The 12,436-nt window shown below is 42.6% G+C and carries 14 protein-coding genes; 5 read left to right on the top strand and 9 right to left on the bottom strand.

The window, feature by feature from the left end; genetic code table 11:
* Positions 1-43 precede the first annotated feature (43 nt).
* Positions 44-925, bottom strand: coding sequence for a lipoyl synthase (gene lipA, locus CDC37_RS14320; protein ID WP_096622618.1), 882 nt, complete (start codon positions 923-925; stop codon positions 44-46).
* Between the two features lie 252 nt (positions 926-1,177).
* Here lipA and CDC37_RS14315 point away from each other — a divergent pair, with 252 nt between their 5' ends.
* Complete coding sequence (locus tag CDC37_RS14315) at positions 1,178-1,591, top strand: hypothetical protein (RefSeq protein WP_096622617.1); 414 nt, start codon at positions 1,178-1,180, stop codon at positions 1,589-1,591.
* A 25-nt stretch (positions 1,592-1,616) separates the two neighbouring features.
* On the opposite strand, the gene CDC37_RS14310 is transcribed toward CDC37_RS14315, so the two are convergent.
* From CDC37_RS14310 to CDC37_RS24380, 7 genes are all read right to left on the bottom strand, one after another.
* A complete protein-coding gene (locus tag CDC37_RS14310) occupies positions 1,617-2,117 on the bottom strand; it encodes a hypothetical protein (RefSeq protein WP_096622616.1) in 501 nt (166 codons plus the stop codon).
* A gap of 686 nt (positions 2,118-2,803) precedes the next feature.
* Positions 2,804-3,835 carry a DUF6263 family protein gene (locus CDC37_RS14305; RefSeq protein ID WP_096622615.1) on the bottom strand — a complete coding sequence of 344 codons (1,032 nt, stop codon included), beginning with the start codon at positions 3,833-3,835 and terminating at the stop codon, positions 2,804-2,806.
* 195 nt (positions 3,836-4,030) lie between these two features.
* Positions 4,031-4,615, bottom strand: a complete 585-nt coding sequence (locus CDC37_RS14300; RefSeq protein WP_096622614.1) for a Uma2 family endonuclease — start codon at positions 4,613-4,615, stop codon at positions 4,031-4,033.
* Between the two features lie 207 nt (positions 4,616-4,822).
* Positions 4,823-5,407 carry a Uma2 family endonuclease gene (locus CDC37_RS14295; RefSeq protein ID WP_096622613.1) on the bottom strand — a complete coding sequence of 195 codons (585 nt, stop codon included), beginning with the start codon at positions 5,405-5,407 and terminating at the stop codon, positions 4,823-4,825.
* A gap of 95 nt (positions 5,408-5,502) precedes the next feature.
* Positions 5,503-6,306, bottom strand: coding sequence for a peptidoglycan editing factor PgeF (gene pgeF / locus CDC37_RS14290; RefSeq protein WP_096622612.1), 804 nt, complete (start codon positions 6,304-6,306; stop codon positions 5,503-5,505).
* 212 nt (positions 6,307-6,518) lie between these two features.
* On the bottom strand, positions 6,519-7,028 hold the full coding sequence (gene apcB, locus CDC37_RS14285; RefSeq protein WP_096622611.1) for an allophycocyanin subunit beta: 510 nt from the start codon (positions 7,026-7,028) through the stop codon (positions 6,519-6,521).
* A 196-nt stretch (positions 7,029-7,224) separates the two neighbouring features.
* Positions 7,225-7,395 (bottom strand): hypothetical protein, encoded by a 171-nt coding sequence (locus tag CDC37_RS24380; protein ID WP_157780754.1) that lies wholly within the window; start codon positions 7,393-7,395, stop codon positions 7,225-7,227.
* On the opposite strand from CDC37_RS24380, the gene glnA reads away from it, so the two are divergent.
* A complete protein-coding gene (gene glnA, locus CDC37_RS14280) occupies positions 7,394-8,812 on the top strand; it encodes a type I glutamate--ammonia ligase (RefSeq protein ID WP_096622610.1) in 1,419 nt (472 codons plus the stop codon). The genes CDC37_RS24380 and glnA overlap by 2 nt on opposite strands.
* A 268-nt stretch (positions 8,813-9,080) precedes the next feature.
* Here the strand turns inward: glnA and CDC37_RS25250 are convergent, their stop codons facing one another.
* Positions 9,081-9,281, bottom strand: a complete 201-nt coding sequence (locus tag CDC37_RS25250) for a hypothetical protein (protein ID WP_096626229.1) — start codon at positions 9,279-9,281, stop codon at positions 9,081-9,083.
* Here CDC37_RS25250 and CDC37_RS25810 point away from each other — a divergent pair.
* The 3 genes from CDC37_RS25810 (at position 9,264) to CDC37_RS14265 (ending at position 12,404) form a co-directional block, all read left to right on the top strand.
* Positions 9,264-9,320 carry a hypothetical protein gene (locus CDC37_RS25810; RefSeq protein ID WP_442861094.1) on the top strand — a complete coding sequence of 19 codons (57 nt, stop codon included), beginning with the start codon at positions 9,264-9,266 and terminating at the stop codon, positions 9,318-9,320. The two genes, CDC37_RS25250 and CDC37_RS25810, sit on opposite strands and share 18 nt — an antisense overlap.
* 470 nt (positions 9,321-9,790) lie before the next feature.
* Positions 9,791-10,696: a ferritin-like domain-containing protein gene (locus tag CDC37_RS14270; RefSeq protein ID WP_096622609.1), complete on the top strand. Its 906-nt coding sequence runs from the start codon at positions 9,791-9,793 to the stop codon at positions 10,694-10,696.
* A gap of 301 nt (positions 10,697-10,997) precedes the next feature.
* The gene (locus CDC37_RS14265; protein WP_096622608.1) at positions 10,998-12,404 is read left to right on the top strand and encodes an anthranilate synthase component I; all 1,407 of its coding nucleotides are present in this window, start codon (positions 10,998-11,000) and stop codon (positions 12,402-12,404) included.
* Positions 12,405-12,436 lie beyond the last annotated feature (32 nt).

Genomic DNA, 12,436 nt, shown 5'->3' with positions numbered 1-12,436 from the left:
TCAAAAATTGCCTATCCCCTCCGCTCCTTTGTTTCTTTACTCCCTAATCTTCCTCTCCAGCATGGTAGGAACTGCGTACTAAAGGACCAGAGCGAACGTGACTAAAACCCATTTGTTTTGCGATCGCACCTAGTTCATCAAATTCTGTGGGTGTCCAATACTTCTGGACAGGAAGATGCTCTAAGGAAGGACGCATATACTGACCGATGGTCAGGCGATCGCACTTCACGCTGCGTAAATCCTGCATGGCTTCGATGATTTCCTCCACCGTCTCCCCATGTCCCACCATTAAACCGGATTTTGTGGGAATATTTGGATTAATTTCCTTCACCATCCTTAATACTTGTAGCGAGCGGTCATATTTTGCACCCCGACGGACTGGGGGTGTCAGACGACGCACAGTTTCAATATTGTGGTTATAACAAGCAGGTTCGGCCTTAACAATAACTGCGATCGCATCTCTTTTGCCATAAAAATCTGGGGTTAACACCTCAATTTGTGTACCCGGATTCCACTCTCGAATTTTCTGCATCGTCCGGACAAAATGACTTGCACCACCATCAGCTAAATCATCCCGTGCAACGGAAGTTAACACCACATATTTCAAACCCAATAATTGCACAGATTCCGCCACCTTTATCGGTTCATCCTCATCAATTGGCATTGGTGCATGACCCTTATCCACTTGACAAAACGCACAGGAACGGGTACAAGTTGGCCCCATCAACAGAAAAGTCGCGGTTTTTTGCGCGTAACATTCCCCCCGATTCGGACACCGACCCTCTTCACAGATAGTATGAATTTGTCGTTGTTTAATAATTTTTTGTACAGTTGAAAGTTCACTAGCTTTACCAATAGGACGACGCAACCAAGATGGCATCGCTTGAATTTCTGTTTGTAATTGTGTCCGATGAGTAGATGTCATGGAGATTTTAGATTTTGGATTTTGGATTGGGAATCAGTCTGTACACAAGGAGAAGGGTATTGGTAGAGATGCGACATGTAGCGTCTCTACTTTCTTTCAAAATCATTGATTTACTGAGATTGTAGCGTTTACAACCCGTCGAATTCACGTCAATTTAACTCTCGATCTCGTATATTTTGTCTTCTTTCACCTGTCAACTCTCTCCTAACCCCTGTATTCTTTATATATAAAATAAAATTTTCCAGAGTAACAATGGGACAGTACGAACGTTTGATTTTGATGGCTGAAGATGAGTTGACCGAGTATAGCACCGATGCGCGGAAAATCGAGAAATTGCGGCGGAAAATAGGGCTTTCGGTTTCGCCAGAGGAGCAAAAACAGGTTAAGGAAACTTTACTTGCAAAAATACCTCAAGACCCGATCAGTAAACTAGTTGAAAATCAGCGTCAAACAGTTGCCTTACCCTTTTGGGGAATTGCAGGTTTAGGTTTGTTGCTGGGAATCTCTTTTATGCAACCACTGGATTTTATTGCCACAGTTTTAGGGGGTGGAATTGCGATCGCACTCCAAAAATGGGGTTGGAGGTTGCAAGCTCAACGTCTGATTTTACAAACCTTGGAAGATATCGAAAAAAGAACCCAGCACCCAAATTCAACCAATAACTAATAACTAAAGTTCTATCTCCTGTCTCCTAATCATTCGTCGCGTAACCTTGCAAATTTTCCGGATCAAAGCCACGTAGAATTTTAGTCGCTTCCCGCGTTATGCTTTCCGAACCTTGGACAACTACCAAATATTTACCTGCATTGATCCGGTTGCGATATGGTAAAGCATCACCACCACCGACAACTAAACCGACTCCACCACCGACAAACACACTCCCCATTCCCCCACCTATTGCACCTAATAAGCCTCCAATAACATGATTGCCAATTTCTCCAGCCCAAGCAAATGTATCTAAACCGGTGACAAGACTAAAGCCAAACCCAGCAAAAAAGCCGAAGGGAACCAACCAAATCGCCATGAGAATTGCTTGCTTACGAGCTTGCTCCTTGGGGTCGATTAAACCAAATTCATCAGCACTTTTGTAACCTTTACCAAGTATGGTGCTATTGATATTTTGCTTTTCCAAAGCGACACTTGCAGCTTCGGCTTGGATGCGGTCTGGTAGTACGGCAACAAGGTAATTCATGCTCTTTTCAAAGTAATTCCATCAAGGGTGATAAAAAGCAGTGCCATTATAGCTGGACTATAAACAGCCACAGGGATACCGAATACCCTATCCCTTAATTTAACACCGATGGGAATCCTTTTTGATTATGTTTGATTATGCCTCATAATATTTCACTATAATAATCAATGTTGATACACTTTAATAATCAATGTTGATACACTTTCTTCCCCTGCTCCCCGTTAGGTATCAACTCCAAAGTCAAACGGTATTAAAAATACTCCACCACATTAATATTAATTTTGATGGATGAAGAAAGGCACATAGTAGCGCTAGTCTAGGACAACCCTGGGGGTATAGCGCCTTTATAGTAAAGCTTGTTCTATACTAAACCCCCATTTCTCACAAAACCCTAAAACTTACAGGGAATTAGGGAGTAGGGATAGTCTGTAGAAGGAAAATCAATCTGTCACCCAAGACTCATAACTTACTTGTGAGAAATCCGGTTAAAGCACTACCATGAACCCCTCATAACTTAACTTAATTTGTCAAGTATTAATTATCACTATTTTGACTATCGTCCTGACTTTGGATATGGGGTTATGAAGCTGATTTTTCCTTCGAGATTACAGACGCGACATGTCGCGTCTCTTCCCGCTTCCAAAAACGATAATTCAAGTATTAAAATCGACTTTTAAAACATCCTCTTACTTTGATTCAATTCTCATTCTCATAGACATTTCCTGATCCATTACCATCGGTTCTTTTAAATCGGGACTAATTGCTTGCATCTGAGCAGTTGTTTTCATATTGATTGATGTGCTTAAAGGCATAATTCGACCCAGGCTAATTTTTGTTTGTCCGGTTCCGGTGGCATTGTAGGATTGCAAGGTCATGGTCATTCCCGGTGGCATTTGCGGTAAAATCATTTTTTGAGCGCCGGGTATTTGTTGAGCAAAGCTAACATTCATTGTCACCACACCATCTTGAATATCAACCAATTCGTAGGTGGCAGTTTGTTCGATATTTATACCATTCATGCTGACTTGGGAGGTGACTTGCCATTTAGCACCTTTACCGATAGCTTCCTGGGGTACTTGGGCTGACATTTGCTCAATGGAACTAGCCATTTGATCCATCATCTGTTTCAGGGATGGATCAAAATTTGGGGGAACGGTGAAATTTGCCTTCTTGGTGCGTCCCATTGAATCAACAATGGCTGTCCCCTTGAAACCTTCCATTTTTTTCATTTCACCGCGCATACTTTCTAAAATCGCGGGTGGTAAGTCGCTTTCTCCCACAACATCAACATTGCTATAGGTAAACTCGTACTGAAAGTCTCCATTCGGTTGTACTTGGTTGACAACGGCGTTAAGTTGAATCTTGGTTCCAGGTATTTTTACGGATGGGGCTGAATTACCGTTGAGTGACATGGACATGTCCATATTCATCTCCATATCGGCGGTTTCTTTTTGACCGACTTTTGGAGAAAAGCGTAACTGTTGTCGGGGTTGGATACCTGGTGTAATTAATTTAACAGTGGTGGATGGGGATGGCTGTGGGGAAAGGGATCGAGTTCTTAAGCGTCTTCGTAGTTCGGTTGGTTTGGTATTTTGTCTCTGATTCTGGGCTATCGTAATACCGGGGTTTGCGGAAGCTGAAGTTATAACGGGTTCGATTCCTGTACCAAAGATGGTGCAGAGCAGTCCCGTAACTAATAGGCTTTTTTTTATGGTCATTATTTTTGCCTAAATGGGTATATTTATCTTCTTCAGTTATACCAAGTTAGATTTCTGACTGGAGGGAGTAGGGAATGGGGAGTAGGGAGTAGTAAGGGACTATTTAAATTTTGACGGTTGACTGGTGATTCCCACATCCCGATGGAAGTTGGTTTTCTATGCTTTTTGTTTCCAGATTATTTTCGATGGGAAAAACTACCAAATTTTCGCCATATTTAGGACAAATCCTGGTAAAACAGGTTCCCCACTGACGGTAGCTGGATTTTCCAAACATTCCACATCCATTCCTGGACGGTAAATATAAACACGACGATGTTTCCGGTCAATCAACCAACCCAATTTTACTCCTGGTTCCTGAATATATTCCTGCATTTTCTCTTGCAGGGGTTTTAATTTATCGGAAGCAGAACGCAATTCAACCACAAAATCGGGACACAGGGGTGGAAACTTTTCCTGTTGTTCGGGGGTGAGACTGTTCCAACGCTCTAAACTCATCCAAGCTGCATCGGGAGACCTTTCTGCACCTGTTGATAAAATAAATCCGGTGCTGGAATCGAAACAAATTCCTGTACCGTCCGCTTCTGACCAGATACCTAATTGCAAAGCAACATTAAAATTGCGGTTTCCAGTTTCTCCCCCCGTTGGTGGCATAATGGATATTTCCCCTTTGCGATCGCGCTCAATTCGATAATGGCGATTAATCTGACAGAATTGGTAAAATTCCTCATCGCTCATTTGTAAATTATCCGGCATTTGTAACACTATCGGTGGGGAAAACATGGGAAATTGGAAACTAGGGTTAGATTACAAGAAAATTTCCAGATTACATACGTCTATTTTATTTGAATATTTTATTTGAATATTTTATTTGAAAGTTGATTTATTTTAAATTTTGACGGTTGACGGTTGACTGTTGATTCCCAAATCTCGATGGAAGTTGGTTGTTTGATGCTTCTATAATCTCCAGATTATTTTCGATGGGAAAAACTACCAAATTTTCGCCATATTTAGGACAAATCCTGGTAAAACAGGTTCACCACTGACGGTAGCTGGATTTTCCAAACATTCCACATCCATTCCTGGACGGTAAATATAAACACGACGATGTTTCCGGTCAATCAACCAACCCAATTTTACTCCTGGTTCCTGAATATATTCCTGCATTTTCTCTTGCAGGGGTTTTAATTTATCGGAAGCAGAACGCAATTCAACCACAAAATCGGGACACAGGGGTGGAAACTTTTCCTGTTGTTCAGGTGTGAGACTGTTCCAACGCTCTAAACTCATCCAAGCTGCATCGGGAGACCTTTCTGCACCTGTTGATAAAATAAATCCAGTGCTGGAATCGAAACAGATTCCTGTACCATCCGCTTCTGACCAAACCCACAATTGTCCACTTAAATTAAAATTGCGGTTTCCAGTTTCTCCCCCCGTTGGTGGCATAATTGATATTTCCCCTTTGCGATCGCGCTCAATCCGATAATGGCGATTAATCTGACAGAATTGGTAAAATTCCTCATCGCTCATTCGTAAATTATCGGGCATCTGTAACACTATCGGTGGGGAAAACATGGAGAATTCAAAGTTCTGAGTAGGGATTGAAGTCAAAGAAAATTTCTCGGTTATATCCCAATATTTTAATGTTGACGGTTGAGTGTTGACACAAATTAAATACTGGCAATTCCCGACCATTGCACCTTCTTCTCCCTTTGGCGACGGTAGGAAAAGAAATGTTCCGGATTTTGATAGGTACAATAGGGAGCGATCGCAATTTGTTCTGGACTAATTCCCATATTTTCCATTTGCATGGCATTAATCCGACGTACATCTAAACGCACTTTCCCCACTTCTGGATCGGGTAATAAAGGGGGATTTTCCCCGTCCATCAACATTCCCATCATCTCCTCTGGTTCCTTTGCTGGACAAATAGTTGCACCCACCTCCATCGCTGTCTCCAGGGAAACCTGATATACCTCACCCGCGATCGCTGGACCTAATGCTATTCTCAAATCTTGCAAACGACTACCATGATTTTGCATCATGGCGATCGCAACGGGAATAATTTTCTGTGCAGTTCCTCGCCAACCTGCATGAATCGCTGTCACCTGTCCGGTTTGAATATCCCCAATTAATGCTGGTGTACAATCCGCACTCGCTACCCATACCGATTGTCCTTCTACCGATGCATCACTCATCACCCCATCACCCATCACCAATGGCGGATCAAGTTCATCATCCACATGTTCACCACCATTTTCCAAGTTCTCATGAATTTGTTGCGGTGTTAACACTCGATTCCCATGCACCTGTTTTAAGCGATATGCCTTCATGGAGGATGCAAACGCCTTGGTCAACTCCTGGGGAGGAGATTGCCAAAAATGCTGTGTAAAAAAACCGTGGGGAAATTTTTCTAAAATACTACAAGCTAAATAGGGCTTATTCTCCCAAGTACGCCAGTGCCAAGTATGCATAATTTAAGTATATTTAGATATTTAGCGATTTACAACCTTACCACCTGATAGTAACAAAACTTTAACTGACTTCCCAGTCCTGTGGTCTGTCGGATTCAAAATCAAGAGACGTAGCAATGCTACGTCTCTACACAACGTCAAATTTTCAATTCATATTCTGTATTCAGCAACGACCAAAATCCAAAATCTATAATCCAAAATCCAAAATAATATTAAACGTCAGTCTCGCTGAGTTCGCGGGTCATGTAATCAAAGGGTTCATCAACGAAACCGGAATTACTAATACCCGCAGCTTCAACTTGGGATTTCACAATATCCTTCATAATTTGGATACCGCGTACAGTGGGGGCAATAGGTACACCCAAGGAGTTATAGGTTTCCCGTAAGCCTTGCAAAACCCGCTCATCCAGCACGTCCATACTACCTGCGACGATTGCGTAGGTGGCATAACGCAGGTAATAATCCATATCCCGCAAACAAGCTGCATACCGACGGGTGGTGTAGGCATTACCACCGGGACGGATTAATTCTGGCAATTCGTCAAACAAACTTAAACCCGCTTGCTTGACGATTGCAGCTGCATTCCCATTCACTACAGCCGCAGCTTGTACCCGTGCGCTACCTGTCTCAAAATACTTTTTCAGGTCGTCAATGGCGTTCCGGTCGAAGTACTTGCCAGCAACGTCATAATTCTTAATTAAACTCGTAACTGCGTCCCGCATTCCTTGTATCTCCCAATCATTCCTATTTATGGTTTGATATTTTATTGGCAGGTTTATGCAATAAGTGCATTCAAAATATTTTTGCACCACATAAAATATATGGGATACAAAAACATCTACTATTAATGGATTCTATGTCAAAGTTGCTCCCAACGAAATCTAGTGTGTAGTTTTGTAGCGTGGAAACAGGAAAAAGTTAATATAACTGAGAAAACTGATATTCTGTAACTTTTGTTACAAAAATTTCCGATTCCTTTTCTTTAGGATATTCCAGGTGTGTCAAAGTTTCAGTTTCACCACGCAGGGTCAGCAATGCTTTGAATAGTACGGATTGATGGTAGTAAATCGGTAGATAAGGAGTAACCATGACAACCCCGCAAGAAGTTCTGAAAATGATTCAGGACAAAGATATTCAGATGATTGATCTGAAATTCATCGACATGTTGGGAACTTGGCAGCATTTAACTGTCTTTAAAAACCAAATCGATGAAAGTAGTTTTACTGATGGTGTTCCATTTGATGGTTCTAGCATCAGGGGTTGGAAAGGAATTGAAGCGTCCGATATGGCGATGGTTCTAGATCCAAACACTGCTTGGATTGATCCATTCATGGCGGAACCCACACTGAGCATTATTTGTAGTATTAAAGAACCTCGGACTGGTGAGTATTACGACCGTTGTCCCCGTTCTATTGCTCAACGTGCGGTCGATTATGTGATTTCCAGTGGAATTGGTGACACTGTTTTCTTTGGTCCAGAGGCAGAATTTTTCATCTTTGATGATGTCCGTTTCGACCAAAATGCTAGTTCCGGTTACTACTTTGTCGATTCTGTGGAAGGAAAATGGAACTCTGGTAGGAGCGAAGCTGGTGGTAACTTGGGTTACAAACCCCGCTACAAGGAGGGTTACTTCCCTGTTCCCCCCACCGATACCTTCCAAGATATGCGGACGGAAATGCTGTTAACAATGGCAAAATGCGGTGTCCCCATTGAGAAACATCACCACGAGGTTGCAACGGGTGGTCAGTGTGAATTAGGTTTCAAATTTGGTAAGTTAATCCAAGCTGCGGACTGGTTGATGACCTATAAATATGTCATCAAGAACGTTGCTAAAAAGTACGGTCGTACTGTCACCTTTATGCCCAAACCCGTATTTGGTGATAATGGTTCGGGTATGCACTGTCACCAATCAATTTGGAAGGATGGACAACCGTTGTTTGCAGGTGACAAGTATGCTGGTTTGAGTGAGTTAGCTCTCTATTACATTGGTGGTCTGCTTAAACATGCACCTGCGGTATTAGCATTTACCAACCCCACAACCAATTCCTACAAACGTTTGGTTCCTGGTTACGAAGCACCTGTAAACTTGGCCTATTCCCAAGGAAACCGTTCAGCTTCGATTCGGATTCCGTTGTCGGGTACTAACCCCAAAGCCAAGCGTTTAGAGTTCCGTTGTCCCGATGCTACCTCTAACCCCTATTTGGCATTTTCTGTGATGCTGTGCGCTGGTTTGGACGGGATTAAGAATAAAATCGATCCAGGTGAACCTTTGGATAAAAATATCTATGAGTTAACTCCAGAGGAATTGGCAAAAGTTCCTTCTACCCCTGGTTCTCTGGATGCTGCATTGGAAGCCTTAGAACAAGACCACGAATTTTTAACTGCTGGTGGTGTGTTTAGCGAAGACTTTATCCAAAATTGGATTGCCTATAAGTTGGATAACGAAGTTAACCCGATGCGTCTGCGTCCCCATCCCCACGAGTTTGCCCTTTACTACGATTGCTAGAGAAATAATTCCTGGGAGGACTAATACCCTAAATTGGATTTCAGATTTGAAAGTAGACGTAGCATTGCTACGCCTCTCTTACCAGACAAGGGTTCCATCTTTCCGTCTGTGGTAATTCTCTTTGCAAAATTGGTATCAGTTGAAATACTAGTCCGGGTATTTCCATGAAGCCTTGTGATTAATTTGTGTAACTTTATATAAACTAAGCCACCCCTCAAGGGTGGCTTTTTTTTGCTAGTCTTTGATTGCTAATTTTCAAGTTACTAATTTAACTCATTGATGCATTGCTGCGATCGCATATTTCTCTCTTGGTGGGATCGATTTTCCCTTGGATCGGTTGCCAATATTGGGATACTTCTCCTTTTAACCCAACTTCTTCTCCGGCACGTTCTAGCATCGATAACTGACGATTTCTAACTAGGTGGTGGTGACGCATCATCAATGCTCTTGCTTGTTCTTGAGTAGACATAATCCATGCCTCCATGTGTTGGGGATTTATTCAATCTAGTCTGCTTTGACTTTCAATTATTAATGTATCACGAAATTTCTGTAACGGTTGTTACCATATGCTACTTTTTCATAAAAATTTATATTTTTCTCATTTTGGGATAGGGAGTGGGGAATAGGAAGTGGGAAAAACCTCTTTTATCGGTTGTGGTGTAAGTAATATTTATGCTACTTTCTACTGGTCTGTCCATAAGTTATGAAGGGTTTGCAGTAGTGGCTCTAGTATAGAAAAAGCTTGATTAGAAGGCGCTATGAGCGCTACTACCTGCCTTTCTTCACCCATCAAAATTAATGGGACAGACCACTACTCCCTACTCCCTACTAACTTTCAAGTCTTCACCATAGACTCCAAAGTCTATCTCAATTATCAAGACTTGCAGATAAAAATGCATGGAGACAAATGCCTAAACCTAGAAGTGCTTACGTTAAGATATTTATGAATTTACTTTACAAACAGTAATCATCACCACCATGACCGTCACATATCCGAAGAAATTCCAAAATGCTTTAGGAGCGAGGGAGATATTAGCGCAGATAGTGCGCGATCGCGAAATTCATGCGATTACGCTGAATCGTTATCGTTACAGCGAACAGCGCAGTTGTAAGGATTTAACGAATTTGATTGAGCAACTAGATGGGAAATCACCGGAATTAATTCGGGATTTGTCCCGTCATATTGCCGACGAAGCTCGTCACGCTATGTGGCTAACTGATTTGTTAGTGGATATGGGTGTAAGCGTAGGAACCCCACCGGGAATGTCTTACATCAACGAATTTGAGAGGTTATTGGATAGTGAAACCAAAGACCCAGCGAAAGACCTAGATGATTTCTTGATTTCCTCTCTAGCAGCAATTAACGTTACGGAAAAACGGGGTTGTGAGTATTTTTCTGCCCATATTTATGCTCTCAAACAAGCATCCCAAACGGCAGAAAATATTAAGATTCGTGAAACCATCGAAAAAATCTTACCGGAAGAAGCAGGACATGTGCGCTGGGGGAACCGTTGGTTAGGGAAATTAGCTGCTCAAAGTCCAGAACACAGACAAAAAGTTGAACAAGCCAAGAAAAAATATGCTGCAATTGAACAAGCTGCATATGAATCGGGGATGGATATTACCTTGGGTGCGGAATTGCGCAGAGTTGCTAATTTAGTGGAAGTAACGAATAATATGCCTTTGTGGGAGCGTACCCAATATCTGATGGAGCGTTTACCGCAAACTTTGCTTGCACCCGAATTGCAGATGACTAGACTGCAAGCAGCACAGAGAATTTGGAACCGTAACCCCCAAGAGTTTATGGAAAAATTCGTCCCCATGTTTATTAATGGCATTAAGGGGTTGGAATCATCTGCAAAACCAGTCAAAGCCACTAAATAGACAAACTAAATCAAACAAATGGAAAAAGGGAAATGGAAAGGTGTTGTGTACCCTTTAATTTCCCTTTTTTCTCCCTAAAACCGCAAGAAGTTCATGGTTTTGTTTTACTATGTAAAACCAGTAACAATCATCCTGTTACCAAAACTGTAACGGGTAATTGCGAAATCAATTTTTACTCATTATTCTAGACGAACCGTCGCGACGAACCGTAGAGACGACCCGACGGGGACGACCCGTAGAGACGACCCGACGGGTCGTCTCTACCACAATTCAAAATCCCAAATCTCAAATCCTAAATCGCATGGCATTTTCCTGGTACTGGCGATCGCAACCTCTCCACCAACAAACCGCATCAGATATTTTTGCCAAATTATATATTCGCACAAACAGTGCGATCGCAACCCTACTGGAAAGTCCCTATCCCATCCCCACAGAAAACCCCTACCTCGCTAGATATTCGATTTGTGCTGGGAAACCTCGTCAAATTCATCACATCCCTCAAATATTCACCCCATCCCTAGGACAGGTATTTACCCAGCTAGAAACAGTATTTTCCGCAGCAAACCAGGAGCAAATCCATCCCGACATACCCCAGGAACTCCCCTTTATTGGTGGGTGGTTGGGTTGGTTCGGTTATGATTTAGCAGGGGAAATAGAAAAATTACCCTATACCAAACCGGATTCCCTCCCCTTCCCCGTCGCGTTTTGGTATGTACCGGAAACCTTCGCAATCCTCGACCACCACCAGCAAATCCTTTGGTTTGCAGCGAGTGAACCACACCAACTCGACCAAATGCAAGCTTTAATTTCCTTACCCTTACAGACGACCCAAGGAGTCGTCTCTACTCCTTCTCCCCTCAAATTCCTCTCCCAGCAACTGGATTACGAAACTGCTGTGATCAAAGCCAAAAAATACATACTCGCTGGGGATATTTTTCAAGCTAATTTGTCCCTCCGCTTTAGTACCTCCACCACCACATCCGGATGGGAAATTTACCGACGTTTACAGCAAATAAACCCCTCCCCCTTCGCATCCTATTGGCGTACACCTTGGGGAGAAGTGGTATCCTGTTCCCCAGAACGTTTAGTCAAATTACAGGGGAACCAAGCCGAAACCCGACCCATTGCTGGAACCCGCAAACGGGGAATCACTCCCCAGATGGATGGGGAGTTGGCAGCAGAATTACTCAGCAATACTAAAGAACGAGCTGAACATATCATGTTAGTTGACCTGGAACGCAATGATTTAGGTCGGGTTTGTGAATGGGGGAGCGTGGTTGTGGATGAGTTATTGATCATTGAGCGTTACAGTCATGTCATGCACTTGGTGAGCAATGTCAAAGGTAAATTAAAAGCCAATGTCAAACCAATTGACCTGATCAAAGCCATGTTTCCCGGTGGAACGATTACCGGATGTCCCAAGGTGCGGTGTATGGAAATTATCGAAGAACTTGAACCTGTACGACGCAGTTTATTTTATGGTTCCTGCGGTTATGTGGATGTGAGGGGAAACCTGGATTTAAATATCCTGATTCGGACTTTATTGTTAACAGCAGATAATAGCAGTAATATACCCCATCAAAAAACCGTCTGGGGACAAGTTGGTGCAGGAATTGTGGCCGATAGTGACCCGGAACGGGAATGGATCGAATCCTTGCATAAAGCGCAAGCACAGATTCAAGCAGTGTTTGGCGATTTGGGATTTTAAATTTATGAAAACTTTTATCTAGTGACCATGCT

The sequence above is a fragment of the Calothrix sp. NIES-3974 genome (assembly GCF_002368395.1).
Lineage (GTDB): Bacteria > Cyanobacteriota > Cyanobacteriia > Cyanobacteriales > Nostocaceae > NIES-3974.
The sequence above is the reverse complement of the archived record's forward strand: the minus strand, read 5'-3'. Positions and strand labels throughout refer to the sequence as shown.

Excerpts from the sequence above, each read along its gene's own strand:
- apcB (WP_096622611.1), bottom strand. The coding sequence starts at position 7,028 with ATGCGGGACGCAGTTACGAGTTTAATTAAGAATTATGACGTTGCTGGC.
- CDC37_RS25250 (WP_096626229.1), bottom strand. The coding sequence starts at position 9,281 with ATGTCTACTCAAGAACAAGCAAGAGCATTGATGATGCGTCACCACCAC.
- CDC37_RS24380 (WP_157780754.1), bottom strand. The coding sequence starts at position 7,395 with ATGGTTACTCCTTATCTACCGATTTACTACCATCAATCCGTACTATTC.
- CDC37_RS14310 (WP_096622616.1), bottom strand. The coding sequence starts at position 2,117 with ATGAATTACCTTGTTGCCGTACTACCAGACCGCATCCAAGCCGAAGCT.
- lipA (WP_096622618.1), bottom strand. The coding sequence starts at position 925 with ATGACATCTACTCATCGGACACAATTACAAACAGAAATTCAAGCGATG.
- CDC37_RS14265 (WP_096622608.1), top strand. The coding sequence starts at position 10,998 with ATGGCATTTTCCTGGTACTGGCGATCGCAACCTCTCCACCAACAAACC.
- CDC37_RS14295 (WP_096622613.1), bottom strand. The coding sequence starts at position 5,407 with ATGTTTTCCCCACCGATAGTGTTACAGATGCCCGATAATTTACGAATG.
- glnA (WP_096622610.1), top strand. The coding sequence starts at position 7,394 with ATGACAACCCCGCAAGAAGTTCTGAAAATGATTCAGGACAAAGATATT.
- CDC37_RS14305 (WP_096622615.1), bottom strand. The coding sequence starts at position 3,835 with ATGACCATAAAAAAAAGCCTATTAGTTACGGGACTGCTCTGCACCATC.
- pgeF (WP_096622612.1), bottom strand. The coding sequence starts at position 6,306 with ATGCATACTTGGCACTGGCGTACTTGGGAGAATAAGCCCTATTTAGCT.
- CDC37_RS14270 (WP_096622609.1), top strand. The coding sequence starts at position 9,791 with ATGACCGTCACATATCCGAAGAAATTCCAAAATGCTTTAGGAGCGAGG.
- CDC37_RS14300 (WP_096622614.1), bottom strand. The coding sequence starts at position 4,615 with ATGTTTTCCCCACCGATAGTGTTACAAATGCCGGATAATTTACAAATG.
- CDC37_RS14315 (WP_096622617.1), top strand. The coding sequence starts at position 1,178 with ATGGGACAGTACGAACGTTTGATTTTGATGGCTGAAGATGAGTTGACC.